The sequence below is a fragment of the Actinoplanes awajinensis subsp. mycoplanecinus genome (assembly GCF_001509495.1).
Lineage (GTDB): Bacteria > Actinomycetota > Actinomycetes > Mycobacteriales > Micromonosporaceae > Actinoplanes > Actinoplanes palleronii.
Genome location: NZ_LLZH01000303.1, coordinates 1 through 26,916 on the forward strand (window position 1 = coordinate 1; position 26,916 = coordinate 26,916).

At 73.2% G+C, this 26,916-nt stretch carries 16 protein-coding genes and 1 pseudogene; 8 read left to right on the plus strand and 9 right to left on the minus strand.

Annotated elements, in window-relative coordinates; translation table 11 throughout:
- The 3 genes and pseudogenes from ADL15_RS36750 to ADL15_RS36760 form a co-directional block, all read right to left on the minus strand.
- Positions 1-6,219 (minus strand): annotated as a pseudogene (locus tag ADL15_RS36750) (SDR family NAD(P)-dependent oxidoreductase); the annotation flags it as partial.
- Positions 6,220-6,345: 126 nt separating this feature from the next.
- A complete protein-coding gene (locus tag ADL15_RS36755) occupies positions 6,346-7,887 on the minus strand; it encodes a PH domain-containing protein (protein WP_067701262.1) in 1,542 nt (513 codons plus the stop codon).
- Complete coding sequence (locus ADL15_RS36760) at positions 7,884-8,384, minus strand: PH domain-containing protein (RefSeq protein WP_067701265.1); 501 nt, start codon at positions 8,382-8,384, stop codon at positions 7,884-7,886. The genes ADL15_RS36755 and ADL15_RS36760 overlap by 4 nt, the downstream gene beginning before the upstream one ends.
- Before the next feature lie 180 nt (positions 8,385-8,564).
- On the opposite strand from ADL15_RS36760, the gene ADL15_RS36765 reads away from it, so the two are divergent.
- Positions 8,565-9,362, plus strand: coding sequence for a carbon-nitrogen hydrolase family protein (locus ADL15_RS36765; RefSeq protein WP_067701268.1), 798 nt, complete (start codon positions 8,565-8,567; stop codon positions 9,360-9,362).
- Positions 9,359-11,023 (plus strand): flavin monoamine oxidase family protein, encoded by a 1,665-nt coding sequence (locus tag ADL15_RS36770; RefSeq protein ID WP_232344769.1) that lies wholly within the window; start codon positions 9,359-9,361, stop codon positions 11,021-11,023. The genes ADL15_RS36765 and ADL15_RS36770 overlap by 4 nt, the downstream gene beginning before the upstream one ends.
- A 51-nt stretch (positions 11,024-11,074) precedes the next feature.
- Here ADL15_RS36770 and ADL15_RS36775 read toward each other — a convergent pair whose 3' ends face one another.
- From ADL15_RS36775 to ADL15_RS36785, 3 genes are read right to left on the minus strand one after another with little or no spacing between them, the layout of a single operon-like run.
- The gene (locus tag ADL15_RS36775) at positions 11,075-11,983 is read right to left on the minus strand and encodes an ACP S-malonyltransferase (protein WP_067701270.1); all 909 of its coding nucleotides are present in this window, start codon (positions 11,981-11,983) and stop codon (positions 11,075-11,077) included.
- On the minus strand, positions 11,980-13,410 hold the full coding sequence (locus ADL15_RS36780; protein WP_067701273.1) for a class I adenylate-forming enzyme family protein: 1,431 nt from the start codon (positions 13,408-13,410) through the stop codon (positions 11,980-11,982). Before ADL15_RS36780 ends, ADL15_RS36775 begins: the two co-directional genes overlap by 4 nt.
- A 35-nt stretch (positions 13,411-13,445) precedes the next feature.
- A complete protein-coding gene (locus tag ADL15_RS36785) occupies positions 13,446-14,564 on the minus strand; it encodes an agmatinase family protein (RefSeq protein WP_067701276.1) in 1,119 nt (372 codons plus the stop codon).
- A 539-nt stretch (positions 14,565-15,103) separates the two neighbouring features.
- Here ADL15_RS36785 and ADL15_RS36790 point away from each other — a divergent pair.
- A complete protein-coding gene (locus tag ADL15_RS36790) occupies positions 15,104-17,887 on the plus strand; it encodes a helix-turn-helix transcriptional regulator (protein ID WP_067701279.1) in 2,784 nt (927 codons plus the stop codon).
- A 17-nt stretch (positions 17,888-17,904) separates the two neighbouring features.
- On the opposite strand, the gene ADL15_RS36795 is transcribed toward ADL15_RS36790, so the two are convergent.
- Positions 17,905-18,768 (minus strand): metallophosphoesterase family protein, encoded by an 864-nt coding sequence (locus ADL15_RS36795; protein WP_394326972.1) that lies wholly within the window; start codon positions 18,766-18,768, stop codon positions 17,905-17,907.
- Positions 18,769-18,869: 101 nt separating this feature from the next.
- Between ADL15_RS36795 and ADL15_RS36800 the strand changes: the two genes are divergently transcribed.
- The 5 genes from ADL15_RS36800 (at position 18,870) to ADL15_RS36820 (ending at position 23,830) form a co-directional block, all read left to right on the plus strand.
- Positions 18,870-19,715: an ABC transporter ATP-binding protein gene (locus tag ADL15_RS36800; protein WP_067701409.1), complete on the plus strand. Its 846-nt coding sequence runs from the start codon at positions 18,870-18,872 to the stop codon at positions 19,713-19,715.
- A complete protein-coding gene (locus ADL15_RS36805) occupies positions 19,712-20,563 on the plus strand; it encodes an ABC transporter permease (RefSeq protein WP_232344770.1) in 852 nt (283 codons plus the stop codon). Before ADL15_RS36800 ends, ADL15_RS36805 begins: the two co-directional genes overlap by 4 nt.
- Positions 20,521-21,714, plus strand: a complete 1,194-nt coding sequence (locus ADL15_RS36810; RefSeq protein WP_067701282.1) for a sensor histidine kinase — start codon at positions 20,521-20,523, stop codon at positions 21,712-21,714. Before ADL15_RS36805 ends, ADL15_RS36810 begins: the two co-directional genes overlap by 43 nt.
- Positions 21,711-22,334 (plus strand): response regulator, encoded by a 624-nt coding sequence (locus ADL15_RS36815; RefSeq protein ID WP_198171169.1) that lies wholly within the window; start codon positions 21,711-21,713, stop codon positions 22,332-22,334. The genes ADL15_RS36810 and ADL15_RS36815 overlap by 4 nt, the downstream gene beginning before the upstream one ends.
- A gap of 62 nt (positions 22,335-22,396) precedes the next feature.
- On the plus strand, positions 22,397-23,830 hold the full coding sequence (locus tag ADL15_RS36820) for an acyl-CoA carboxylase subunit beta (protein WP_067701286.1): 1,434 nt from the start codon (positions 22,397-22,399) through the stop codon (positions 23,828-23,830).
- 64 nt (positions 23,831-23,894) lie between these two features.
- Here ADL15_RS36820 and ADL15_RS36825 read toward each other — a convergent pair whose 3' ends face one another.
- Positions 23,895-24,680, minus strand: a complete 786-nt coding sequence (locus tag ADL15_RS36825) for an alpha/beta fold hydrolase (RefSeq protein ID WP_067701289.1) — start codon at positions 24,678-24,680, stop codon at positions 23,895-23,897.
- Between the two features lie 47 nt (positions 24,681-24,727).
- On the minus strand, positions 24,728-26,881 hold the full coding sequence (locus ADL15_RS36830; protein WP_198171170.1) for an ATP-binding protein: 2,154 nt from the start codon (positions 26,879-26,881) through the stop codon (positions 24,728-24,730).
- Positions 26,882-26,916 lie beyond the last annotated feature (35 nt).

Sequence of the window (26,916 nt, forward strand, 5' to 3'; positions counted from 1 at the left end):
AACCCGGTCGAAGGCGTCCGCGAACACCGGGAACGTCGTGTAGAGGCCCCGGCCCATGCCGGCCCGCTGCGCGCCCTGACCGGTGAACAGGAACGCCAGGCGACCGGGCCGGGCGACACCCCTGACCGTGGTCTCGCCGAGAATCACGGCGCGATGCGACAACGCGGCACGCCGCGCGGCAGCAGCACCGATGGCGAGCACATCGCCGTCGAGACTCCAGAGGGCCTGCGCTTCCAGGGCCTCCTCCGTGTGACCGGACACCAGCACCGGCACCACCGGCAGGTCGAGCGCCTCCGTCTGCGCCGGCGGCGAGGTCGGCGGCTCCTCCAGGATCACGTGCGCGTTGGTGCCGGAGACGCCGAACGACGAGACGGCCGCGCGGCGGGTGCGGTCGCCGCCACGCCAGGGCTGCGCCTCGGTAAGCAGCTCAACGCGGCCGGCGCTCCAGTCGACGTGCGGCGACGCCTCGTCGACGTGCAGGGTGGCCGGCAGCGTCTCGTGGCGCAGCGCCAGGACCATCTTCACGATGCCCGCCACACCCGCGGCCGCCTGGGTGTGACCGATGTTCGACTTGATCGAGCCCAGCAGCAGCGGCCGCTCCCGGTCCTGACCGTAGGTGGCGAGCAGCGCCTGCGCCTCGATCGGGTCACCCAGCGCGGTGCCGGTCCCGTGCGCTTCGACGACGTCCACCTCGGCCGCGGTGAGCCCGGCGGTGTTCAGGGCGGCGCGGATCACGCGTTGCTGGGCGGGACCGTTCGGCGCGGTCAGCCCGTTGGACGCGCCGTCCTGGTTGACCGCCGTCCCCCGTACCACGGCAAGGATGGACCGACCGGCGCCTCGCGCCGCGGAAAGACGCTCGACCAGCAGCATGCCGGCGCCCTCGCCCCAGGCCGTGCCGTCGGCCGCGGCGGCGAACGACTTGCAGCGGCCGTCGGTGGCCAGGCCGCGCTGACGGCTGAAATCGACGAAGGCGTCCGGGGTGGACATCACGGTGACACCGCCGACCAGAGCCATCGTGCACTCGCCGGAGCGCAGCGCCTGCACGGCAAGGTGCAACGCGACCAGCGACGACGAGCACGCCGTGTCGACCGTGACCGCCGGGCCCTCCAGGCCGAACGCGTAGGAGACCCGGCCGGAGACGACGCTGCCGGCGGTGCCGGTGCCCAGGTAGCCCTCCAGGTCGCTGGGCACGTCGTGGCGGTGGGTGGCGTAGTCCTGGCCGTTGGAGCCGGCGAACACGCCGATCTGCTGGCCGCGCAGGCTCAGCGGGTCGATCCCGGCCCGCTCGAACGCCTCCCACGACGTTTCCAGCAGCAGCCGTTGCTGCGGGTCCATCGCGAGGGCCTCACGCGGCGAGATGCCGAACAGGGCCGCGTCGAAGTCGGCGGCGCCGTGCAGGAAACCGCCCTCGCGGGCGTACGACGTACCGGCGTGATCCGGGTCCGGGTGGAACAGCGTGTCCAGGTCCCAGCCGCGGTCGGCGGGGAACTCCCCGATCGCGTCGGCGCCCGCGGCGAGCAGCTCCCACAGCGCCTCGGGGGTGTCCGCGCCCCCGGGGAACCGGATACCCATGCCGACGATGACGATCGGGTCGCCGGTGGCCACGCCGGCCGGCGCGGTGACCTGCTCCGGCAGGGTGCCGGCGAGCTGCTGCTGCACGTAGGCGGCGAGCTGTTGCACGCTCGGGTGGTCGAACGCGAGCGTGGCCGGCAGCGTGAGCCCGGTCGCGGCGTTCAGCCGGGTTCGCAGTTCGACCGCGGTCAGCGAGTCGAAGCCCAGTTCCTTGAAGGCCCGGCCGGGCGTGATGGCGTCGGTGGAGGCGTGGCCCAGCACCGCGGCGACGTGGGTGCGCACCACGTCGGCGACCAGCCGTACGCGTTCGGGTGCGGCGAGGCCGAGCAGCCGCTGACCGAAGGTGGAGAACACGGTGCCGGCGGCGGCCGGTGCCGTGGTGAGCTCGGCAAGCAGCGGACGCTCGCGGGCCGCGGCGAACAGCGGCACGAAATCGTCCCAGCGCACGTCGGCGAGGGTGATGGCAGTGTCGCCGGCCCCGACCGCGGCGGCCAGCGCGGCAACGGCCTGCTCCGGCGGCAGGGGAAGCAGGCCCTGCCTGCGCAGCGTGGCGGTCTCCTGCTGGTCGGCGGCCATGCCGATCCGGTCCCAGGGTCCCCAGGCCAGTGCGGTGCCCGGCCGGCCCTGGGTGCGGCGGCGTTCGACGAGGGCGTCGAGGGCGGCGTTCGCGGCGCCGTAGGCGGCCTGGCCGCGGCTGCCCCAGACGCCGGAGATGGAGGAGAACACCACGAACGCGCCGACGTCGCCGGCGAGGTCGTCCAGGTGCCGGGCGCCGTCCACCTTGCCGGCGACGACGCGGCGCAGGTGCTCGTCGTCCGCGTCGGCGAGGGTGGCGTCCTCGCCGATCCCGGCGGCGTGCACCACCGCGTCGAGCGGGCCGACCGCCGCCAGCAGGGCCTCGACGGCGTCCCGGTCGGCCAGGTCGCACGCGTGGATCTCGGCATGCGGCAGCGCGGCGAGCAGGTCGGCGGCGCCCGGCGCGTCCGGGCCGCGCCGGGAGACCAGCACCAGCCGGTCGGCGCCGTGCGCGGCGGCCCAGCGGGCCACCTGCGCGCCGAGCCCGCCGGTGCCGCCGGTGATCAGGACGGTGCCGCGCGGCTGCCAGGTCCGCCCGGACGTGGCGGGCGCCGGGGTGAGCCGGCGCAGCAGGATGCCGCCGCCGCGGACCGCGATCTGGTCCTCGGTGCCGAGCGCGCCGCTCAGGACGGCGCCGATGCGGGCAGTGGCGCGGGCGTCGACGGTCTCCGGCAGGTCCAGCAGGCCACTCCAGAGGCCGGGATGTTCGAGGCCGAGCACCCGGCCGAGGCCCCACAGGGCGGCCTGGTCCACGTCGGGCGCGCCGTCGGCCGGCCCGGTGCGCACCGCACCCCGGGTGACCAGCCACAGCGGCACGTCGCGGCCGGCCGCGATCAGGTCCTGGATCAGGTGCAGCGCCTCGGTGAGCGAGGACGGTGCGGCGATCACGCCGGTCCGGGCATCCGCCACGGGCACCACGGTGGCGCCCAGCCGGGTCAACAACGCGGCGAGGTCGTGCCCGTCGTCGCCGGCCACCGCCCAGGTGCCGGTGAGCCCGGCCGGGGCCGGGTCGGCGGCCGGGCGCCAGGTGACCCGGTAGCGCCAGCCGTCGACGAGCGAGCGGGACTTGCCGCGCTCGCGCCAGGACGCCAGCGCGGGCAGCACCCCGGCGACGTCCTCGGCGCCGACGCCCAGCTCGGCGGCGAGCGCGCCGGGGTCGGCCCGGTCGACGGCCGCCCAGAACAGCGCGTCGGCACCGGCCGGGCGGGCCGGGGCGCTGTCGAGCCAGTAGTGCTCGCGCTGGAAGGCATAGGTCGGCAGGTCCACCAGGTGGGCGTGCGGGTACAGCGCCCGCCAGTCGACCTGGGCGCCCCGGGTGTGCAGGGCGGCGAGCGCGGCAGCCACCGTCTGGTTCTCGTCGTGGCCGCGGCGCAGCAGCGGCACCGCGCCGGGCACCAGCGCGGACAGCACCGCGTCCGGGCCCAGCTCCACGAACCGGGTCACGCCGGCGAGGGCTTCGAGCGCGTCGGCGAAGCGGACGGTGTGCAGCACGTGCCGCACCCAGTACTCGGGGTCGGTCCACTCCCCCGGGCCGACCGGTCGGCCGGTGACCGTGGAGACGACCGGCACCGCCGGCTCTCGGAAGGTGAGGAAGCGCAGCAGCCGGCGGAACTCGTCGAGCATCGGCGCCATCAGCCGGGAGTGGAAGGCGTGGCTGGTCCGCAGCCGGGTGGCGGTCCAGCCGTGCCCGGCGACGGCCGCCAGGTCCGCGTCGGTGCCGGAGACCACCACCGCCGCCGGGCCGTTGACCGCGGCGATGTCCAGGTCCGGGAACGCGGCGCGGACCTCGTGCTCGCCGGCGCGCACGGCGAGCATCGAGCCGCCGGGCGGCAACGCTTGCATGAGGCGGCCGCGCGCGCCGACCAGGGCGGCGGCGTCGGCGAGCGACAAAACCCCGGCAGCGTACGCCGCGGCGATCTCCCCGATCGAGTGCCCGGCGAGCACGTCCGCGGTGATGCCCCGGTGCCGTACCAGGGCGAGCAGGCCCACCTGCACGGCGAAGATGGCCGGCTGGGCGTACTCGGTGCGGGCGAGCAGGTCCTCGTCGGCCAGCGCCTCGCGCAGCGGGCGGTCGAGCTGGATGTCGAGGTACCAGGCGGCCTCGTCGAAGGCGGCCGCGAAGACCGGTTCGCGGGCGTACAGCTCGCGGCCCATCGCCACACGTTGCGAGCCCTGCCCGGTGAACAGGAACGCGGTGCGGCCCTCGGCCACGGTCCCGGTGATCACCGTGGCGGACGGGTCGCCGGCGGCCAGCGCGGCGAGGCCCCGGGCCAGCTCGTCGCGGTCGGCGCCGAGCACGACGGCCCGGTGCGCGAAGTGCGTGCGGGCGCTCGCCAGCGACCAGCCCAGGTCCGCCAGGCCGGCGTCCGGCTCACCGAGGCGGTCCCGCAGGGCCGCCGCTTGCGCGGCAAGAGCCTCGGGGGTACGACCGGACAGCGGCAACACGACGGTGGACGGCACGTCCACGGTGGCCGGGTCGTCCACCTCGTCCGGCGCTTCCAGGATCACGTGGGCGTTGGTGCCGCTCATGCCGAACGAGGAGACCGCCGCGCGCCGTGGCCGGCCGGTGCCGGGCCAGGGCTGCGCCTCGGTCAGCAGCCGGACCGCGCCGGCGGTCCAGTCGACGTGCGGGGTGGGCGCGTCGACGTGCAGGGTCGCCGGCAGCACGCCGTGCCGCATCGCGTGAACCATTTTGATCACGCCGCCGACCCCGGCCGCAGCCTGGGCGTGGCCGATGTTCGACTTGAGCGAGCCGAGCCACAGCGGGTCGCCGGTACGGTCACGGCCGTACGTGGCCAGCAGCGCCTGCGCCTCGATCGGGTCGCCCAGGGTGGTGCCGGTGCCGTGCGCCTCGACGGCGTCCACGTCCTGCGCGGTGAGGCCGGCGTTCGCGAGCGCCTGGCGGATCACCCGCTGCTGCGACGGGCCGTTCGGTGCGGTCAGGCCGTTGGACGCGCCGTCCTGGTTGACCGCCGAGCCGCGGATCACCGCGAGCACCCGGCGGCCGGCGGCGCGCGCCGTGGAGAGCCGCTCGACCAGCAGCATGCCGACACCCTCGGCCCACGCGGTGCCGTCGGCGCCGGCCGCGAACGGTTTGCACCGGCCGTCCGGGGCGAGGCCGCGCTGGCGGGAGAAGGCCAGGAAGGACGCGGGGCTGGCCATCACGGCGACACCGCCGGCCAGCGCCATGGTGGCTTCGCCCTGGCGTACCGCCTGCGCGGCCAGGTGCAGGGCGACCAGCGACGAGGAGCAGGCGGTGTCGACGGTCAGGGCCGGGCCCTGCAGGCCCAGGGTGTAGGAGACCCTGCCGGAGGCGACGCTCGCCGCGTTGCCGGTGACCAGGTAGCCCTCCAGGCCGTCGGCGGCGTCCTGCAGGCGCGGGCCGTACTCCTGGGCCTCCGCGCCGACGAACACGCCGACGCGCTGCTCGCGCAGGGTGTCCGGGGCGATGCCGGCGCGTTCCAGCGCCTCCCACGAGGTCTCCAGGACCAGGCGCTGCTGGGCGTCCATGGCCAGCGCCTCGCGGGGGCTGATGCCGAAGAAACCGGCGTCGAACCCGGCGGCGTCGTAGAGGAAACCGCCGTGCCGGGTGTACGTGGTGCCGGGGTGCTCGGGGTCGGGGTCGTAGAGCGCGGCGAGGTCCCAGCCGCGGTCGGCCGGGAACTCGCCGATCGCGTCAGTGCCGGTCGCGACGAGCTGCCAGAGCGCCTCGGGTGTGCCGGCGCCGCCGGGGAACCGGCAGGCCATGCCGACGATCGCGATCGGCTCGCTCGCGTCGCCGGGCCCGTCGCCGGTGCCGTCCGGTTCGGGCGCCAGGTCGAACAGTTCGCCGTGCAGGTGGCGGGCGAGCGCGGCCGGCGTCGGGTGGTCGAACGCGAGGGTGACCGGCAGCGCGAGGCCGGTCGCCGCGGTCAGCCGGCTGTGCAGTTCGACGGCGGTCAGCGAGTCGAAGCCGGACTCGAAGAACGTGCCGCCGGCCGCGACGGGTTCGCCGGCCGGGCGGCGCAGCGCGGCCGCGGCCAGCTCGGTCACCAGGTCGGTGAGCATCCGCCGGGCGTCGGCGGGCGCCAGGGTGGCCAGGCGGTCCCGCAGCTCGTTCGAACCTGTCATAACGCGACCACCATTTCGGCGAAGCAGAACACACTTTCGCGCGAGGTTAAGTGGCGATGCTTTCGCGGCAGAGCCCCTGCGGCACCCCTAGGGGGTGATGCTCACGGCGTTTTCTTCGACCGGTTCGGGCGCGGGTGGGAAATCGTCGGCGAGAAACGGTTCCAGCATTCCCGGGGTGGCCGCGCGAATGAGCGCGAGGCCGTCGGCGAGCGCCACGTCGCGGATCTTGTAGCCGCCGCGGCCGGCGGGCACCAGGGCAACCAAAGTGGCCAGCCCGGCACGCCGCTGGGCGCTCGAGCGGTTGATGCCCCAGCCGAGGATGCCGGAGCGGTCCAGCAGCACGGTGCGCCGGGCGTACGTGCCGCAGCGGGTGACCAGGTAGCGGCCGAGCAGTCCGGAGCCGAGGTTGCGGTAGGCGTCGACCGCCGCGGCCAGCGCCACCGGCAGCAGCACCAGGGCGCTGATCCAGGCGAGGTGCAGCAGCACGTCGGTGAGCAGCAGACCGAGGATCACCAGCGGCGCCTCGATCACCGCGACGGCGGCGAGGGCCCAGGTGATCCGCCGGCGCAGCGCGGCGCGGGGTGCCCCGGCCAGGGTCAGCCCGGCCAGCAGGTCCGGTCGTTCGCCGAGCACGGCGGTGGCGACCCGCTCGGCCTCGGCCCGGGAGGCCGGCGGCAGCAGGGCGCTCTTCATCGACGTCGGCCGGTCGTCGGCGCTGCCCAGCCCGGTGGCCACCGCGTTGAGCCGGGCGCCGCGGGCCCAGCGCAGCGGCAGCGGTTCGGTGAGCTGCACCCCGCGCAGCCGGTCGCGGTCGAGCCACACCGACCGGGTGCTGAACAGGCCGCGGTGCAGCCGGACCGTGCCCGCGCCGGCGTGCTGCAGGCGGTAGTCCCACCAGGTCTCGACGAAGGTGGCCACCGAGGTCAGCGCGCCGAGCAGCAGCATCACCAGGATCGGCAGGACGATCGCGAGGGCCAGCGGCAGATCGGCGAGGGTGAACCACAGGTCGCGCAGCACACCGACCTCAGCCGGGTTGATCTTCAGCGAGTCGAGCAGCCGGGCGAAGCCGCCGACCACGACACCGACGCCTGCGATGCCCCAGAGCGTGAGCGGGGCGTAGCGCAGCCAGCGCCAGGTCAGCACGGCGAGCGCGGCGTCCCCGCCGGTCGCGTCCTGGGCGAGCCGGCGCAGTTCGTCGGCGCGCGCGACGGTCACGCCGTCGAGGGTCAGGTGCCGGCCGTCGCCGGCCACGTGCTCGCCGGTGCTGAACCGGACCGCGCGCAGCCCGAGCAGCCGGTACAGCGGGGTGGCGGTCACGTCGACGGTACGGATCCGGTCGCGGGGAATGGTACGGAAGCGCCGCAGGAACGCCCCGGAGCGCATCTCCACCCGGTCCGCGGTGATCCGGTAGCGGGTGGTGGCCAGCCGGACCGCGAACGCCGCCGCGATGACCAGGAAGCTGAGCAGGATCGAGCCGAGGGTGATCACCGCGGCGAGGTCGAGGTTGCCGCCGGTGAGCAGCAGGGTGAGCAGGATCGAGCCGAGCGGCGGGATCAGCCAGGTGAGGCTGATCGCGACCATCCGCGGGTGCAGCCGCTGCCACGGCGGCGCCGGGTCCGGCGTGGTCACTGCCCGTCTCCCGGGGTGGCCTGCGCGCGGCCGGCCAGGGTTTCGGCCAGCTGCTGGGCGAGCTTGCGGTCGAGGCCCTGGATGCGGATCGGCCCGGCCGCCGAGGCGGTCGTCACCACCAGCCCGGTCAGCCCGAACAGCCGCTGGATCGGCCCGCTCACCGTGTCCACGGTCTGCAGCCGGGCCACCGGTGCGATGCGGGAACGCTGCCAGAACCAGCCGGAGACCGCGTAGACCGCCTCGTCGGTGGTCTCCCAGCGGTGCACCCGGTAGCGCCAGATCGGCATCACCAGCAGATAGGCCAGCCCCAGCCCGGCGACGATGCCGAGGCTGAGCCCCAGCCAGGTGCGGGCCGGCGGGATCAGCGCGGTCAGCAGGGTGAGCACCGCGACCGGCGGCAGCACCACGACGGCGGCCTGCACGCTCCACCAGCCGAGGACGCGTCGTTCCAGCCGGTGACGGGGACGGCGCAGCTGTGGCGGGTCGTGGTCGGACACCCGGCCAGCATAGGGGCCGGACAATTTCCGGCCGTTGTGGGATTGCGCACTGGGGTGCTGCGGCCGGATAGGGGTTGCCGATTTCCGGGGCCGCCGATAGCAATTCGCAGGCCACGTCACAGCGCCTGCTCGAAATGCGGGGATAAACGACCGGTGAATGATTCGGAAACTGCAGGGACAATGCGTGTCGCGTGCTGGCAGCCCGCATGGGTGCCCGGCCGGGCGCACCGCGACGCCTTCCTGGCCCGGCTGGGCGCGGTCGCGGCGGACGCGGCGCGCGGCGGCGCCACGCTGCTGATCACGCCGGAGATGTCGGCGACCGGGTACCACCTGGGCCGGGCCCGGACCGCGGAGCTGGCCGAGCCGGCCGGCGGGCCGCTGGCCGACGCCGTCGGCGAGATCGCCGCCCGTACCGGTGTCGCGATCGTCTACGGCTGGCCCGAGCGCGACGGCGCCCGGATCCACAACAGTGTCCGGCTGGTCGACGCCGCCGGTACGGCCACCGTCTACCGCAAGACTCATCTGTACGGCGAGGGTGACCGTGCGGTGTTCACCGCCGGCGACGAGCTCGTGGTGCAGGCGCGGCTGGGCCCGCTCACCGTCGGCTTGCTGGTCTGTTACGACGTCGAGTTCCCCGAGGCGGTCCGGGCGCACGCGCTGGCCGGCACGGAGCTGCTGGTGGTGCCGACGGCGCTGGCGCGGCCCTGGGAGGTCGTCGCGCGCACCCTGGTGCCGGCGCGGGCCTTCGAGAGTCAGCTGTTCGTCGCGTACGTGAACTGGTACAGCGACGGCCCGGACGGCTACTGCGGGCTGAGCCGGGTGCTCGCGCCGGACGGCACCGCACGCGGCGGCGCCGGAGAGGGCGACACCGAGACGCTGTTGTTCGCCGACGTGGACCCGGCGGTGATCCTGGCCGCCCGGCAGGTCACGCCGTATCTGGTCGACCGGCGCCCGGAGCTGTACGGACCGGTCCGTTGACCACGTTCGCCGAGATCACCGCGCCGCCGGTGACCATGTTCGGCCCGGACTTCCCGTTCGGCTACGACCGGTGGCTGGCCCACCCGGACGGGCTGGGCGCCGTTCCCGCGGCCCGGCTCGGCACCCCGGTCGCGGTGGTCGGCGGGGGTGTCGCCGGGCTGGTCGCCGCGTACGAGCTGATGCGGCTGGGGCTGCGCCCGGTGGTCTTCGAGGCCGAGCAGCTCGGCGGCCGGATGCGCTCGGTCAGCTTCGAGGGCCATCCCGGCACCGTCGCCGAGCTGGGCGCGATGCGGTTCCCGCCGTCGGCCACCACGCTGTTCCACTACGTCGACCTGGTCGGCATCGGCACCCGGCCGTTCCCGAACCCGCTGACCGCGGCCACGCCGCACACCGTGGTGGACGTCAACGGCGACCGGCGTAGCGCGCACCGCAGCGACGACCTGCCGTCGGTGTACCAGGAGGTCGGCGACGCCTGGGCCAAGGTCCTCGAGGAGGGCGCCGACTTCACCGCGATGGAGTCCGCGATCCGCCGCCGCGACACCGCGACGCTCAAGGCGCTCTGGAACCGGCTCGTGCCGCTGCTCGACGACCAGTCGTTCTACGGTTTCCTGTCGTCGTCGCCGAGCTTCGCGTCGTTCCGGCACCGGGAGATCTTCGGCCAGGTCGGTTTCGGCACCGGCGGCTGGGACACCGACTTCCCCAACTCGATGCTGGAGATCCTGCGGGTGGTCTACACCGCGGCCGACGACCGGCACCTGAGCCTGGTCGGCGGCGCCCAGCAGCTGCCGCTGCGGCTCTGGTCGCACGCGCCGCAGGCCATGGCGCACTGGCCGGCGGGCACGTCGCTGGCGTCGCTGCACTCCGACGGTTTCCGCCCGGCGGTCTCCCGGCTGTCCCGCAGCGCCGAAGGCATCCGGGTGGAGACCGCGGACGGTCGCGCCGACTTCGCCGCGGCGGTCGTCACCCCGCAGGTACGCCTGCTGCTCAACCGCATCGACACCGCCGAGGACCTGCTGCCCGCCGACGTGTGGACCGCGGTGGAGCGCACCCACTACATGGGCGGGTCGAAGCTGTTCGCGCTGGTCGACCGCCCGTTCTGGTCCGACCGCGACGAACGCACCGGCCTGCCGGTGATGGGCATGACGCTCACCGACCGCGCCCCGCGCGGTGTCTACCTGTTCGACGGCGAACCGGGCGAGCCGGGCGTGATGTGCCTGTCCTACACGTGGAACGACGACTCGCTCAAGACGGCCGCGCTGCCGGCGGGCGAGCGCCTCGACGTGATGCTGCGCCACCTGCGCCGCGTCTATCCCGGCGTGGACATCGGCGGCCGGATCATCGCCCCGCCGGTCGCGGTGACCTGGGAGACCGAGCCGCACTTCCAGGGCGCGTTCAAGGCCAACCTGCCCGGTCAGTACCGCTACCAGCGCCGGCTGTTCACCCACTTCATGCAGCGCGACCTGCCCGCATGCCAGCGCGGCCTGTTCCTGGCCGGCGACGACGTGTCGTGGACCGGCGGCTTCGCCGAGGGCGCGGTGACCACCGCACTCAACGCGGTGTGGGGTGTGCTGCACCACCTCGGCGGCGCCACGCCCGCGACGAACCCGGGCCCGGGCGACGTCTTCGACGCGATCGCACCGATCGACCTGCCGACCGGCTGACGCACCGGCGCCGATTGCCGGCGGGCGGCGGTCAGCGACGCGGGCGGGCGGTCAGCGACGCGGGCGCACCAGTACCCGGCGCAGGTCGCAGAGCTCGACGGCGAAGGTGTCCACCGTGCTGCGCAGCCGGGAGAACATCGTGTCCGGCCCGGCCACCCAGAGCCGGTCGACGCCCTGCTCGCGCAGGCCGCGGACGGTGTCGAGCCAGCGGATCGGGCGCACGAACCCGTCGAGCAGCGCGGTACGCAGCGCCACCGGGTCGGTCAGCAGCGCGCCGTCCTGATACGACACGATCGGGATCCGCGGGGCCGCCAGGGTGTACCGGGCGTAGACCTGCTGCATCCGGGCGCGGACCCCGGTGAACAGCGATGCGTGCGCCGGCGGGCGCATCGTGTAGAGCGAGTAGCCGCCGGCCGCGCTGATCGCCGTCTTGAAGTCGTCCAGGGCGGTCTCGCGCAGCGACACCATGTGGAAGTCGGTGTCCAGCCGGCCGGAGATGTCGTGCCAGTCCAGGCCGGCCAGCAGTTCGTCGAGCCGGTCCGGTGGCACCCGGGTGAACGAGTGGGTGACGACGTCGCGGTGCTCGGTGGCGAAGTAGTCCTTCTCGGCGCGGGCGATCTCGTCGACCAGGCGCACCGTGTCGGCCAGCGGCAGCGCACCGGTGTAGGCCAGCGCGGCCCGCTCGCCGAAGCTGGGGCCGGCGCAGTACGCCGGGGTGGCGCCGTGTTCCCGCTGCGCCCACTCGGCCAGCGCCAGGCAGGCGACGAGCACCGCCACCTGGACCGGGGCGGCGTAGTCGTCGTCGGCGGGGGCGTCGGCCAGCGCGTCGCTCAGGTGGTAGCCGAGCACGTCGTCGGCTTCGGCCAGGCGCTGCCGGGCGTACGGATGGATCTGCAGGAAGGTGCCGAGGTCCTTGCGCCGCACCGGCGACAGTGCGGGAAAGACGATCGCGTCGCTCATGCCGGCACCTCGGCCGGCAGTTGCAGCGCGGCCCGTTCCAGCGCGGCCCGGTCGGGTTTGCCGTTGCGGTTGAGCGGCAGCCGGTCCAGCACGACGACCCGGTTGGGCTGTTCGTAGGCGGGCAGCACCGCGCAGATCTGCTCGCGCCACCGGGCCACGTCCGCGCCGGTCTCGTCCTCCACGAAGAAGGTCAGGGAGCTGCCGCGGCGCTCGTCCGGGGTGGCGATCACCTTGGTCGAGCAGCCCGCGGTCGCCAGCCGGGCCTCGATCAGCTCGGGGTAGAGCGTGTAGCCGAACCGGCGCACCGCCAGTTTGCGCCCGGCGACCTCGAGGTTGCCGTGCTCGTCGAGCCGGCCCAGGTCGCCGGTGCGCCGCCAGGTGCGCGGCGCCGGGTCCACCTGGCCGTCCGCGTCGAGGTAACCCTCCATCAGATCCGGGGAGTCGACCTCGATCTCACCGATCTCGCCGGCGCCGAGCGGTTCGCCGTCGTCGCCGACGATGCGCACGCCCATGCCGTCGACCGGCTGTCCGGTGGCGACCGGGTTGTCCGCGGTGGCGAACGCGACGTTGCCGAGTTCGGTGCTGCCGTAGCTGTCCAGCAGCGGTTTGCCGAACAGCGCGAGGTAGCGGGCGGTCACGGTGGGATCGAGCGGCGCGGCGCCGCTGCAGAACAACCGCACGGTACGCAGGTCGGCGGGCGCGCCGGGCCGCCGGTCGACCAGGTTCGCGAGAGTCCGGTACGTCGCCGGTGTCGCGTCCAGCACGGTGGCACCGGTCTGCCCGGCCATCCGCAGCGCCCGGTCCGGGCGCCGGTACGGGGCGATGACCAGCGAGCACCGCACCAGCCACGCGATCAGGACCATCGACAGGCCGTACTGGTGGGAGAACGGCAGCAGCGGCAGCAGCACGTCGTCGCGGCGGTGACCCATGTGCTCGGCGTTGCGTCGCAGGTTGTCCAGGAAACGCGCGCCGGTCTTGACGATGCCCTTGGGCGTGCCGGTCGAGCCCGAGGACCACATGATCAGGCCGTCCGGCAGGGCCCGCCAGACGTCCAGGTCGAGTGGGCCGTCCAGGGCCGGGCCGGTGCGGGCCGCGGCGGCGGCCAGCAGCTGGTAGACGTAGACCGTGCGGCCCTCGGCCGGCGGCACGGCGTCGTCGTCGACGATCGACAGCGCGGCGCCGGTCAGCCGGTGCACGCGGGTGGTCTCCTCGGCCTTGTCCTGGTGGTCGAGCAGCACGATGGAGGCGCCGGCGCGGGCCAGGCCGAGCAGCACGGTGACCCAGCCGGCCGAGTTGTCCGCCTTGAACAGCACCCGGATGCCGGGCCGGACCCCGAGGCCGGCGAGCACCTCGGCGACGCGGGCGGCGGTGCGTTCCAGCTCGGCGAGCGGCTGGGCGGAGTCGGGCGCGAACACTGTGGCCGTCATCGGACGGATGTCCTTCCGCGATACGGGCGGACGCGTCAGACCAGCGGGAACTTGAGCTGGCCGGAGGCGATCGGGTTGACGTAGTCGGTGCTGACCATCCCCGCCTTTTTCATGGCCAGGCCGGTCAGGCCCTCGAAGATGGCCCGGCGCGCGTTCATGGTCGTGGTGTAGCCGGGGTCCAGGTGCGGGGCGACCTCGACCACGTCGATGCCGATGACGTTGGTCTCGGCACAGATGCGCCGGAACGCCGGGAACAGCTCGCGCGGGGTCAGGCCGCCGGGTTCGGGGGTGCCGGTGCCCGGGGCGTACGCCGGGTCGAGCACGTCGATGTCGAGTGACAGGTAGACGAACTCGGGCCCGTCGAGCACCTCTTCGATGACCTTGTCGAGCACGGCGGTGAAGCCGGAGCGTTCGATCTCCACCATGAAGTGGGTCCGCAGTCCCTGCCGGCGCATCCAGTTGAACAACTGGTCGTCGGGCCCGGTCGGGGTGCGCAGTCCCACCTGGATGAAGTTCTTGCCGGGGATCTTCTTCTCCTCGATCAGCCGCCAGATCGGGGTGCCGTGCGTGACGCGGTGGCCGAAGATGTGCTCGTGGCAGTCCGGGTGGGCGTCGAAGTGGACGACACCGATCTTGTCCGGGCCGTAGAGGTCGGCCAGCGCGCCGACGCTCGCGATCATCAGCGAGTGGTCGCCACCGAGGATGACCGGGATGGCACCGGTCTGCGCGACCTCGGTGACGGTCGCGGCGATCGACGGCAGCGACTTCTCCACGCTGAAGATGTCGATCGCGGCGTCGCCGTAGTCGACGACCTTGAGCTGCTGGAACGGGCTGACCCGGGTACTCGGGCTGATCAGCAGCTCCGGGGTGTTGAACAGGTAGCGCTCGTCGGAGCGCAGCGCGCGGGGGCCGTACGCGGCGCCGCGGTGACCGGACGAGGAGTCCAGCGGCACGCCGAGCACCGCGACGTCGACGCCGCCGGCGCGCAGGTCGGCCGGGTCGAGGCAGACCGGCAGGCCCATGAACGTGGGGATGCCGGAGTAGGCGGCCTGCAGGAAATTGCGGCGCAGGTCGATCGGGCCGGGTTCGCGCGCCGGTGCCTGGGTGCGGTCGACCGGAATCTGCCAGTCCTCGCCCGCTCCGTTTTCCGTCACGCCACTTCCTCACCGTGAAAGCTGTCAGCGCCATTATCAAGCGCCTGCTCCGGACCGTACGTAATGCGGAATGACGGACCAACCCCAGCACACCCCCTAGCAGTTAAGACGCATTACTTCAGAGACCGTCCACGGTTAGATCAGCCGCAGGAAATCATCCGTTAAACTTTCCGTCCAAAAGAGACGTACGCGACATGGGAGCGCGCCCAGTTTTCGATGACCCAGAGCGATAACGCCTGCTCTCTCCGCATAATCTCCACCCTTTTTGCCCGGATACGAGATGATCTTGGGCCGATGCTTTTCGCCGTACGTACCCGATTTGCGACCCGGGCGAAGGTCCAAAGTTCACGGCTGCGTTGATTGCTCCACGCATCCAGCCGATGCCATACTCGCTGCGCCGTACAAAACCCGGAAATGATTCCGCAACGATGGCAACCGATACACCCCTATCGGTTGTCTATTTTTTCGTGCATACGAAGGAATGCGTCCCCCGCACCGCAACCCGGATAACGGGCGGTGACTTCTAGGAGAAGCCACGCATGTTTGTCGAACGACAGGAACAACTCGCCGCATGCGACGATGCCCTGGCGGCCTGCCGGGCCGGCGAGGGACGCGTCCTGGCGATCACCGGTTCGCTCGCCAGCGGGAAATCCACGATGCTGCGCGCCCTGGTCGACCACGCCCACCGGGCCGGCTACGCCGTCGTGCGCGGCACCGGCGCCCGCACCGAGCGGGAGCTGCCGCTGAGCCTGGTCAACCAGTTCTGCGCCGACCTGCCGTTCTCCGCCGAACGCCCGGACCTCGCCGCACTGATGCGCGAGGTGCACGGCGCGGCACTGCGCCACGGCCACACCCCCGGCCAGATGATCCCCGATCCCCTGCTGGGCACCCTGCTCGCGACGGCCGCGGCGGCGCTGCTGACCGGCGCCGAGCACACCCCGCTGCTGATCGCGATCGACGACCTGCACCACGTCGACCCGCTGTCGCTGCACTGCCTGCTCTACCTGATCCGGCGCATCCGCCATGCCCGGATCCTGGTCGCGGTGGCCTGCGGCGACCTCGTCGAGCCGTCCGACCCCCAGCTCTACGCCGAGCTGCTGGAACTGGCCGCCGGCCACCACCTCGCCCTGCCGCCGCTGACCCGCCGCGGCGTGGGCGAGTTGCTCGCCGACGCCCTCGGTGAGCGCCCCGGCGAGAGCCTCGTGCGGGCCTGCACCGAAGCCTCCGGCGGTAACCCGCTGCTGACCAGCACACTCATCGCCGACCTGCGCGACGCCGGCGGGCCCCACCTCGACCACGACGGTCAGGTGCAGCCGGGCCGCGCGTACACCACCGCGCTGCGCCGCTACGTTGAGCGCTGCGACCCGGTCCTGCGCAAGATCCTGGCGGCCGCCGCGCTGTTCGACGGCACCCCGCCGGCCGATGCCCTCACCCTCGCCCGCCTCGCCGAGGTCGACACCGCGGCCGCCAGCCGCACCCTGGCCGCCCTGCAGAGCGCCGGGCTGATCAGCGACGGCCGCCTGCCGCACGCCGCCGCCCGCCAAGCCGTGCTCGACCAGCTGCCGCCGGCCACCGTGACGGATCTGCACCTGCGCGCGGCCCGGCTGCTCTACGAACAGGGCGCGGCGCCACTCGCGGTCGCCCGGCACCTGCTCGCCGCCGGCCGCGCCCCGGGCTGGGCCGCCGCGGCGCTCGGCGTCGCCGTCGACGGCCTGCTGGCCGCCGGGGACACCGCACCGGCGGTCGCCCTGCTGCGCCTGGCCCACGACGGCGCGGCCGACGACCGGCAACGCGCCGCGCTCAAGGTCGACCTGCTGCGGGCCGAGTGGCGTGGCGACCCGGCCGCCGCCGGGCACCGCCTCGATCAGCTGATGGCCGTCGCCCGGGCCGGGCAGCTGAACGCGGCCGGCCGGATGGTCGTCGCGCACTGCCTGCTCTGGCTCGGACGCAGCGTCGAAGCCGTCGAGGTGCTCGACGGGATCACCCGCGCCGACACCGACGCGGTGTTGCGCTCCGAGATCCGGCTGCTCACCGCATGGATCCGCTTCACCACACCCGGCCTGCTGCGCGACGAGGCACCCACCCTGCTCCCGGCGGGCCGCAGCACCGAGGTGACGGCCAGCATCCCGGACGCGCTGGCGCACACCCTGGACACCCTGCACAAGGGCCCCACCAGCGCGGGAGTGCTGGTGGCCGAGCAGGCCCTGCAACGGTCGCCGCTGTCCGGGCGGACCCTGACCGCCATCGCCGCGGCGCTGACCATCCTGATCCACGCCGAGCATCTGGAGACCGCGAGCCTGTGGACCGAGCGGCTGCTGAGCCAGGCCGGTACGCACGCCGCCCCGTCCTGGCAGGCCCAGCTGCTGGCCATCCGGGCCGAGATCGCGCTGCGCACCGGCCGGCCCGCCGAGGCCGAACGTTCCGCCGAGGCCGCCCTCGCCGCGATCTCCCGGCAGAGCTGGGGCCCGGCGATCGGCTACCCGCTCAGCACGCTGATCCTGGCCCACGTCGCCCGCGGCCGGCTCGCCGAGGCCGGCCGGCTGCTCGACGACCCGGTGCCGGACAGCATGTTCGAGACCATGTGGGGCCTGCTGTTCCTGCGCGCCCGCGGCAGCTACTACCTGGCCGGCGGCCGCGCGCAGGCCGCCCTCGACGACTTCACCACCTGCTGGGACCTGACCGCCGGCTGGGATCTCGACCTGCCGTCGATCGCGCCGTGGCGCGTCGACGCCGCCCACGCCCACCTGCGCCTCAACCAGCCGGACCAGGCCCGCGCGCTGGCCGAGAGCCAGCTCACCCAGCTGCCCCCGGAACCCAGCCGGGTCCGCGCCGCGACCCTGCGGGCCCTGGCCGGCACCGTGCCGCTCGGGCAGCGCCCGTCGCTGCTGCGCGAGGCCGCCGAGATCCTGCGCGCCTGCGGTGACCGGCTGCTGCTGGCACACACGCTGGCCGACCTCGGCGAGGCGCAACGGTCGCTGGGCGACTTCCACCGCGCCCGGATGACCGTGCGCCGGGCGTACGACCTGGCCGGCGACTGCCAGGCCGACGCGCTGCGGGCCCGGCTGCTGCCCGACGTCGACGACGTGGTCGCCGACAGCAGCGACCGCAGCGACGCGGAAGCGCTCGGTTCGCTCAGCGACGCCGAACGCCGGGTCGCCACCCTGGCCGCGCAGGGCAGCACCAACCGGCAGATCGCCACCCGGCTCTGCGTCACGGTCAGCACCGTGGAACAGCACCTGACCAAGATCTACCGCAAGCTCGACGTGGCCCGGCGAGCGGACCTGCTGATCAAGCTCGGTCCGCGGATCAGCAACGTGGCCTGACCGCCGTGGAACCGTTGTCAGTCCAGCACCCGGCGCAGCACACCCGGCGCGCCGCCGCGCTGGCGCCACTCGCGGGGGTAGCCCACCGACACCTCCTCGAAGCGGACGCCGTCGTACCAGGTCGTGCGGGGGATGTGCAGATGGCCGTAGACCGCCGCCGCGGCCCGGTACTTCACGTGCCAGTCGGCGGTCAGCTCGGTGCCGCACCACTGCGCGAACTCCGGGTAGCGCAGGATCCGGGTGGGCTCGCGGACCAGCGGCCAGTGGTTGATCAGCACGGTCCGCAGGCCCGGGTCGACGGCGTCGAGTCGCCGCCCGGTCGCGGCCACCCGCTGCCAGCACCACTGCTCCCGGTTCGGGTACGGGTCCGGGTGCAGCAGGATCTCGTCGGTGCACACCACACCCACCTCGTACGCCCGGGCCAGCGACGCCTCCTTGGTCGCCAGGCCCGGCATCCGGAACGAGTAGTCGTAGAGCAGGAACAGCGGCGCGACGACGGCCGGGCCGCCGTCGCCACGCCACACCGGGTACTCGTCCTCCGGCGTGACCACGCCGATCGCCCGGCACGCGTCGACCAGTTTGCGGTAGCGCGCCTCACCGCGTTCCTGCTCCGGATCGTCGCGTGGCGTCCACAGCTCGTGGTTGCCCGGCGACCAGATCACCTTCGCGAACCGGCCGGCCAGCAGCTCCAGTGTGCGCACCACGTCGGCGAAGACCTCACCCACGTCGCCGGCGACGATCAGCCAGTCACCGGGGTCGGCCGGTCGCAGGCCCTCGACGATCTCCCGATTCTCGGCGTAGGACACGTGGAGATCGCTGATGGCGTACAAACCCGGGGTGCTCACCGCAGCAGGGTAGAACCGGCGCCCGGCGCCGCACACCCCTGCCGGACCCCGGTCCGGGCGTGTCCGTCGATCGATGGACACGGCTGTCGCTCGGCCGGATCTCGCGGCCGCCCAACCCACTACCGGAGGCTGACACCGTGACAGACGCAGTACGGGTACGTGGCCTCCGCAAGCACTACCAGGGCTCCACCGCCGTCGACGGGGTGGACCTCGACATCGCCGAAGGAGAGATCTTCGCGTTGCTCGGCCCCAACGGCGCCGGCAAGACCACCACGGTGGAGATCCTCGAGGGGTTCCGCAAACGCGACGCCGGCGAGGTACGGGTGCTCGGCGAGGACCCGCAGCGGGCCTCGCGGCGCTGGCGCTACGGCATCGGGCTGGTGCTGCAGAGCGCCTCCGACATGGCCGACATGACCGTCGCCGAGACGGTCCGGCACTTCGCCCGCTACTACCCCGACCCCCGGCCCGCCGACGAGGTGATCGACCTGGTCGGGCTGACCGCCAAGGCCGGCGCCAAGGTCCGCACGCTCTCTGGCGGTCAGCGCCGGCGCGTCGACGTCGCGATCGGCGTGATCGGACGGCCCCGGCTGCTGTTCCTCGACGAGCCGACGACCGGCTTCGACCCGGAGGCCCGCCGCCAGTTCTGGGCGCTGATCCGCCTGCTGTCCGAGCAGGACGCCACCACGATCCTGCTCACCACCCACTACCTCGACGAGGCGGAGACGCTGGCCGACCGGGTCGGCGTCATCGCCGCCGGGCGGATCCTGGCCGTCGACACCCCGGCCGAGCTCGGTGGCCGCGCCAGCGCCGAGGCCGAGGTGAGCTGGCTCGAGGACGGCACGCACCGCACCCTGCGTACCGCGGAGCCCACCGCGGCCGTACGCGAGCTCGCCGACCGGCTCGGGCCGGAGATCCCGCACCTCGCCGTGCGGCGGCCGTCCCTGGAAGACATCTACCTCGACCTGATCGGAAGCCCCCAGTGACCGCGCCGACCACCGCACGCCCCGCACCGATCGAACGCACCCTGCGCGAACCCTCGGTCGTCTCGCTGTGCGCGGCCCGCGCCGGCGTCGAGCTGCGCCAGTTCTTCCGCGAACGCACCGCGGTCATCTTCACGTTCGCGCTGCCGGTCGTGCTGCTCGTGCTGCTCGGCTCGATCTTCGACCAGCAGATCGCCGGCAGCGGCATCCCGGCCAGCCAGCTGCTGGTCGCCGGCATGATCGCCGCCGGCATCGGTTCCACCTGCTTCGTCAACCTGGCCACCAGCATCACCAGCGACCGCGAGGACGGCACGCTCAAACGGCTGCGCGGGGTGCCGATGCCACCGATCGCGTACTTCGCCGGCAAGATCGTCCTGGTCCTGGTGACCGCGGCCGCCGAGGTCGCGATCGTGCTGGCCGTCGGCATGGCCTTCTACGACCTGCCGCTGCCGTCCGACGCCACCCGCTGGGCCACCTTCACCTGGATCCTGCTGCTGGGCGTGATCGGCTGCGCCCTGCTCGGCACGGCGATGAGCAGCGTCCCGCGCTCGGTGCGCGCCGCCGCGCCGATCGTCAACCTGCCGTTTCTGATCCTGCAATTCGTCTCCGGCATCTTCATCGTGCCGCTCACGACGCTGCCGCAACCGTTGCAGCAGATCGGGGCGCTGTTCCCGCTCAAATGGATGGCGCAGGGGTTCCGCTCGGTGTTCCTGCCCGACTCCGCGGCCGCCATGGAGCCGGCCGGTGCCTGGGAGCACGGCCGCATCGCGCTGGTCCTCGGCGCCTGGTGCCTCGGAGGGGTGATCCTGTGCCTGACCACGTTCCGCTGGCAGGGCCGCAAGGACGGGTGACCGCGCTGCCCGCGCCCGAGGAGTGGCTGCGCTGGCAGCCGCTGTGGGACGCGTACTTCGTCGTCGCCGCACTGGGCAGCATCGCGGCCGTGCTGCTCACCGGGGAGCCCGCTCCGGTCCGGCGCGCCGCGGCCGCCGGGCTGCTGGCCGTGCTGGTCGCCGCGCACCTGCTGCTGGGCCGCCGATTGATCCGGGCCGCGCGCGGCAGCCGCACGGCCCTGCTCTACCAGCTCGCCGTGGTGGTCGTCTTCACCGCCGCCGTGCTGCTCGCCCCGGCCAGCGCGTTCATCCTGTTCGCGCTCTGCGGCCCGGTGTTCATGACGGTCGGCCCGGTGGTCGGCACCCCGGTGGTGCTGGTGCTCAACCTGGTCTGGCTCGCCGGCGCGCCGGCCGGGGCGCTGCTGCCGGTCGCCGTGGCCGGCGCGGTCCTGTCGGTGCTGCTCGGCGTGTGGGCGAGCTCGATCATCCGGCAGAGCACCCAGCGCGCCGAGCTGATCCACGAGTTGCGGCGCACCCGCTCCGAGGTGGGCCGGCTGTCCTACGAGGCCGGCCGGGTCGCCGAACGCGAGCAGGTCGCCGACGCCCTGCACGACACCCTCGCCCAGGGCCTGTCCAGCACGATCATGCTGGTGCAGGCGGCCGGGGCGACGCTGGACACCGACGCGGAACGGGCCCGGTACCTGCTTGCGCTGGCCGAGGCGACCACCCGCGACAACCTGGCCGACGCGCGGGCGCTGATCGCGTCGCGCCCGCTGCCCGAGGCCGCACCCGCCTCGCTGGCCGACACGCTGGGCCGCGAGGTCGACCGGCTGCGCGACGTGCACGGCATCGACGCGCGCCTGCGCATCGACGGCACGACCGACCCCGGCGACACCGCCCTCAACGTCGACCTGCTGCGGCTGGCACAGGAGGCCCTGAGCAACGTCCGCAAGCACGCGCACGCCGGCCGGGTCGACGTCACCCTCGCCGCCGGCGACGACGGGATCCGCCTGGAGATCAGCGACGACGGGCGCGGCTTCACCCCCGGCATCACGCCATCCGGGCACGGGTTGCCGCTGATGCGGCGCCGGCTGCACGCGGTCGGCGGGCAGTTGCACATCGACTCGGCGCCCGGCACGGGCACCCGCATCCGGATCCAGGTGCCCGCGTGACCATCTCCGTCCTGCTGGTAGACGATCACCCGGTGATCCGGCTCGGCATCCGCGCCATGCTCGACCACGACACCGGGCTGACCGTCGTCGGCGAGGCGAACTCCGGCGCGACCGCGGTCGAGGCGGCCCGCGAGCTGACGCCGGACGTCGTGCTGATGGACCTGCGGATGCCCGGCGGTGACGGGGTGAGTGCCACCGCCACGATCCGCGGCGAGCTGCCCGGCACCCAGGTGGTGATCCTGACGACGTACGAGTCCGACGGCGACATCCTGCGCGCCGTCGAGGCCGGCGCCGCCGGATACCTGCTCAAGGACACCTCCCCCGGCGACCTCACCCAGGCGATCCGGGCGGCCGCGCGCGGGGAGACCGTACTGTCGCCGTCGGTCGCCGCCCGACTGATGGACCGCGTGCGCCGGCCTCGGCCGGACACCCTGTCGCCCCGCGAGACCGAGGTGCTGCGCCTGGCGGCCCGGGGACTCACCAACGCCGACATCGGCCGCGCGCTGATCATCACCGAGGCCACCGTGAAAACCTACTTCGTCAGGATCTTCGCGAAGCTCGAGGTGTCCGACCGCACCGCCGCGGTGATGGCCGCGACGCACGCCGGCCTGCTCGGCTGACCAGCCGCGACAGGGGTTCGCTACGGGTGCCGCCGACCCCCGGCGACACCCACCCTGTCGCCATGACGGTCGATGATCTCGAGGGGTCCGTCGCTGTCGCGGCCGACGCCCGCTCGCCCCTGGTCCGCCTCGGTCACCTGCTCGACCCGGGCAGCATCGTGGCCCTGCACCCGCCCGACGACAGCGGCGTGCTCGCCGTCGCGGGCGCGGTCGGCGGCCTGCCGGTGTACGCGTACTGCACCGACGCCACCCGCATCGCCGGTGCGCTGGGTGCCCGCGGCGCCGATCACATCGTGGCGGCGATCGAGGCCGGTGTCCGCGACGGCCGGCCGGTGCTGGGCGTCTGGCACTCCGGCGGTGCGCGCCTGGCCGACGGCGTGAGCTCGATGCACGGCATGGCCCGGATGTTCGCGGCGATGACGGCCGCCTCCGGGCGCGTACCGCAGCTGTCCGTGATCGTCGGCCCGGCCGCCGGCGCCGCCGCCTACGGCCCCGCCCTGACCGATGTCGTCGTGCTGGCCGGCACCGGCCGGATGCTGATCACCGGACCCGACGTGATCCGCAGCGTGACCGGCGAGCAGGTCGACCTGGTGACCCTCGGCGGCCCCGAAGTGCACAGCCGTACCTCCGGCGTCGCCCACGTCGTCACCGCGACCGAGGCCGAGGCGTTCGCGGTGATCCAGCGGCTCACCGCGCTGCTGGGCGACCCCGGCACGATCGACCCGGCGCTGACCGCGACGCCGACCGACCTGCTGGCGCTGCTGCCCGAGCGGCCCCGCCGCGCCTACGACGTGCACCCGCTGCTGACCGCGCTGCTCGACGACCTGCCCGACGGCGGCTCCAGCCTGGTCGAACTGCAACCCCGGTGGGCGCGGAACATCGTGGTGGGTCTCGGCCGGTTCGCCGGGCGCGCGGTGGGCGTCGTGGCGAACAATCCGGTACGCAAAGGCGGCTGCCTCGACTCGCTCAGTGCCGAAAAAGCATCCCGATTCGTACGCATGTGTGACGCGCTCGGCGTCCCGCTGGTGGTCGTGGTCGACGTGCCCGGCTACCTGCCCGGCGTCGACCAGGAGTGGGGCGGTGTGATCCGCCGCGGCGCCAAGCTGCTGCACGCCTTCGCCGAAGCCGTCGTCCCGCGCGTGACCCTGGTGACCCGCAAGGCCTACGGCGGCGCCTACATCGCGATGAACTCCCGTGGCCTGGGCGCCACCGCCGTGTTCGCCTGGCCGCAGGCCGAGATCGCCGTCATGGGCGCCGAGGCCGCCGTCGAGGTCCTGCACCGCAAACGCCTGGCCAGCACCGACCCGGCCGACCTGCCGGCCCTGCGCACCCACCTGATCGCCGAACAGACCCGCACCGTCGGCGGCGTCGACCGGGCCGTGGAGCTGGGCATCGTCGACGCCGTGATCAACCCGTCCGACACCCGCCGAGCCCTGGCCGAGGCCCTCGCTACCGCCGCTCCCCGCCGCGGCACCCACACCAACATCCCGCTCTGACCGCGACCGTCTCGACCGTGCGCGCGTCGGCACGCCACTCGTGGTCATCTCCCGGTCGAGGCCGTCATCGGGCCGGTGCCTGACCGTGATCTGCTGCGGGCAGTGAGCCGGACTTTCGTACCACTTCGTCGTGCGCTTTACCTGGCGCGATCAAACCGGCGATAGCGGCCGGGTGGACGACGTGGGGAAAGTGCCCGCCCGGCAGGATTGTCACCCGGACCTCGGGGATGATTGACCGCAGCCATTGCAGGTACTGCTCGGGAGGCTCCGTCGCCGTTACCCAGTGATAGTCGATCCCGTTCGCGGCGATGGTCTCCAGTTCCTGCCGCCGCTGGCCGTCGATCGCCGCGTCGGAGCGGTGCAGGATCTCGTCCCAGTATCCGAGCAGCAGATCCGGCCGTGGATCTGTTGCGGTCTCGACAAGTCTGCGGCCAGGTTCCGGCAGCGACTCGACGCCCATCTCGGTGAGCATGCGATTCCAGAACTGCTTCCATTCTGGGCCGCGCAGCATTGGTTCGGCGGCGCGGACGGTAGCGAAGAAGGTGCCGGGACGCAGAAACTGGTCGAGGTTGAGGACGGCTGTCGCGGGGAATCGTGCCGCGTAGGTCGTGGCGATGATCGCGCCGACGGAGTGGCCCACCACGACGGGTTTGGTGAGTCCGGCGGCGACGACCTGTTCGTGGATGATGTCGGCGACCTCGGTCATGGCGTATGACGGTCGCCGGGGCGAGGTGCCATGGCCGGGAAGGTCCACGGCGAGTACCCGGCAGGCCGGACCGAGCTCGTCGCGGAGTGGCTCCCAGGTGCGGTGGTCGTAGGTCAGGCCGTGAAGCAGCAACAGGTCGGGCATACTCCTGATGCGTAACAAGTCGTGGAACGAATTGTTCGTCGTGTGGGTCATACCCGCCAGTGCCGCGGTCCGCCGGGTGCCGGGTGGTAACGGAAATAGCTGCCGGTCCGCAGGGATGCCCGCAGGTGGACCGCGACGAGCGGAGCGGTTGTCTCGAGGCGGCTCAGCACGGTGCTCAGCGCCCGGGTGGCATTGACCCGGGCGCGTTCGCCCTCGGAGCTCTGGCGCCTCGATCTGACGCCGGTCCCGCTTTGGGTGCGCAACTCGGTGACGAGCGCGGTGCGTTCCTGGGCCAGGGTTTGCGCTCGTGTGACGTCGCCGGCTCGATCGGCGGCGTCGAGTTGTTCCTCCAGCGTCGCCAGCCGACGCTGGTAAGCGCGGCGGCCGGCCGCGTCCAGCACCGGTTCACCGGGCGGAACTCGCAGGCCGGACCCGCCGGCGATCAGGTCCAATGCGGCTATCTCCTGTCCGGGAGACATCAACAACGTCCGCAGGTAGTGCAGTCCCCGGACGTCTCTGAGGCGAACGGTTTCGGTTCCGGCCTCCAGACGCCATTCGGTGCCGTCGCGCAGTAGCCGCCATTCGTCGCCTGCCGCGACCGCCGCGAGACCGAGGCGGCCCGCGATGGAACGCGACCGTTCTTGGTCGCCTGGCTGGTCGCGGATGGCGAGGGTCGTGGCCAGCCAGGGCAAAGCGCCGAGTCGTTCCTCGAGAATCACGGCCTGATTGAGGTGCGCCAGGGCCTGCTCGGACCGTCCGAGTCGTCCGGCGAGACGCCCGAGGTATTCGTCGACCGGCCCGGCGATCGTGTTCGCTCCGCCCCAGACGACAAGCCTGCCCTGGTACGGCGTCAGCGCGTCGTACAGGTGCTGTGCCGAGGCCGGATCGCCGCTGCGGGCCGCCACCAATGCCAGATCGGCGACTGCGCCGAGCCATCGGGGACCAGTTCCGGCAAGCACCGCCGGCAGCAGCCGGTCGAGTTCCAGCAGTGCCTCATCGTTGCGGCCGGCCTCGGCCATGACCCGAGCTGCCGTGGCCTCGAAGAACTGTCCGGGCAGCCGCCGTGCAAGTTCCTGCAGCGGCGCGATGTGCTGATCGGCCTCATCACGCAGCATCGCGAGGCGTCCGGTCAACGACGCGGTCAGCCGCACGGTGTCGGCCAGCCCGGCCCGGCGACCGGCTGTCGCCACCTCGGCGGTCAGCGCTGCAGCGAGGTCGAAACGGCCGCGTACCAAGGCAAGCTCGGCTTGGCGCGACAGGACCACGACAGCGGCCTGCGCGTCGCCAGCGAGCTCAGCCGTTCGGGCATACGTTGTCAGGACTGCCTCAGCCGCTTCTAGATCACCCAGCTCTACCAATGCCGTGAACCGCCAGAACAGGCCCCGCAACTCGGCTGAGGGGTCGCCAGCCTGGCGCGCAAGCTCGACGATTTCGGATGCGGAGGCGAGCCGGTCTTGGGCCGCCGCCGGATCCCAGAGTGCGTGCAACCGGCCGTCTAGAACTTCGGCCAGTGTCCCGGCGTCCCCGGCCCCGCGGGCCAGCCGCACAGCTTCGGCCACGAGTTCCCGGCGGCGGCGCGCCGCTGAAGGGTCATAGAGCAGTTCTCGGGCAAGCCGGATCAGTAGGCGGGCACGGACCCCGGCCGGGCGAGACTGCGCGGCTGCCGATTCGAGCAGCCGGATCAGTGCGACGTCGGGAACGAGGAACTCAAGGCGAGGCAGCGTGTTCAATGCCAGCGTGACGATGGCGTCGTCGTCATCGCCGACCGTCGCCGCGAGGTCGAGCGCCGGACCAGGTAGCCCTCCGGTCACCAGCCAGACTGCTTGCACCACTGCGGAGGGCCGGCCGGTCAGCAGCCGACCGAGCTCCGTCTTGGTCAAAGGGGCGAGCCGGAAATGCGGCTCGGTGGCATCCGTTGCAGTGATCAGTACTGCCGCGCCGTCGGCGGCGAGTTGGTCCGGGTGGTCGATAGGTGCACCGATACCGTCCAGGACGACAAGGCGGGGTCCGGCAGCGCCGGTGGCGGTCCGAGTCACCGGCAGACCACGCGATCGGGCGGCGGCTATGGCGGCATCGGCCAGCGCGGTCTTGCCAGACCCACGCGGCCCGACGACGACCAGAACCGCGCCGCTGCCACGCGACGATCGGTCGAGAAGGCCTTCTATCGCGGCAAGCTCGCGACGTCGGCCGATGAGTTCCATCGGGCGAGCGTATGTGCCTGCCATCGAGCGCCGTT

Excerpts from the sequence above, each read along its gene's own strand:
- ADL15_RS36765 (WP_067701268.1), top strand. The coding sequence starts at position 8,565 with ATGCGTGTCGCGTGCTGGCAGCCCGCATGGGTGCCCGGCCGGGCGCAC.
- ADL15_RS36775 (WP_067701270.1), bottom strand. The coding sequence starts at position 11,983 with ATGAGCGACGCGATCGTCTTTCCCGCACTGTCGCCGGTGCGGCGCAAG.
- ADL15_RS36780 (WP_067701273.1), bottom strand. The coding sequence starts at position 13,410 with ATGACGGCCACAGTGTTCGCGCCCGACTCCGCCCAGCCGCTCGCCGAG.
- ADL15_RS36790 (WP_067701279.1), top strand. The coding sequence starts at position 15,104 with ATGTTTGTCGAACGACAGGAACAACTCGCCGCATGCGACGATGCCCTG.
- ADL15_RS36820 (WP_067701286.1), top strand. The coding sequence starts at position 22,397 with ATGACGGTCGATGATCTCGAGGGGTCCGTCGCTGTCGCGGCCGACGCC.
- ADL15_RS36825 (WP_067701289.1), bottom strand. The coding sequence starts at position 24,680 with ATGCCCGACCTGTTGCTGCTTCACGGCCTGACCTACGACCACCGCACC.
- ADL15_RS36830 (WP_198171170.1), bottom strand. The coding sequence starts at position 26,881 with ATGGAACTCATCGGCCGACGTCGCGAGCTTGCCGCGATAGAAGGCCTT.